Origin of the sequence: Halioglobus sp. HI00S01 (assembly GCF_001635445.1) — a bacterium.
In the GTDB taxonomy this organism is placed as follows: domain Bacteria; phylum Pseudomonadota; class Gammaproteobacteria; order Pseudomonadales; family Halieaceae; genus Halioglobus; species Halioglobus japonicus.
Genome location: NZ_LWEE01000013.1, coordinates 1 through 215, shown reverse-complemented (window position 1 = coordinate 215; position 215 = coordinate 1). Strand labels below are relative to the sequence as shown.

Annotated in this window: 1 protein-coding gene; it reads right to left on the bottom strand. The window is 54.9% G+C overall.

Features of this window, described 5'->3' with window-relative positions; genetic code table 11:
* Positions 1–15: 15 nt before the first annotated feature.
* The coding region (locus A3709_RS24415; RefSeq protein WP_231871088.1) for a hypothetical protein at positions 16–215 on the bottom strand (200 nt) is incomplete at its 5' end.

The window sequence follows — 215 nt, the reverse complement described above, 5'->3', positions numbered from 1 at the left end:
CGCACCGTTTTGTTCCTAGCCAGCTTCGATCGCGATGGAGACGGTCCCTGTACTAAGGTCGATCGATCGAACTACTGTGATATTTCTTCCCTCAGTGCTGAGGCCGGCCGCCAAACCGTAAATCGCGTCGTACAAAGTCCCTTCGCTGCAGTAAAAGTCTGAAAGATAGTCCGGCCCTGCGGCGTTCATGGTGATCTTTTCGCTGGTCGCCCAGG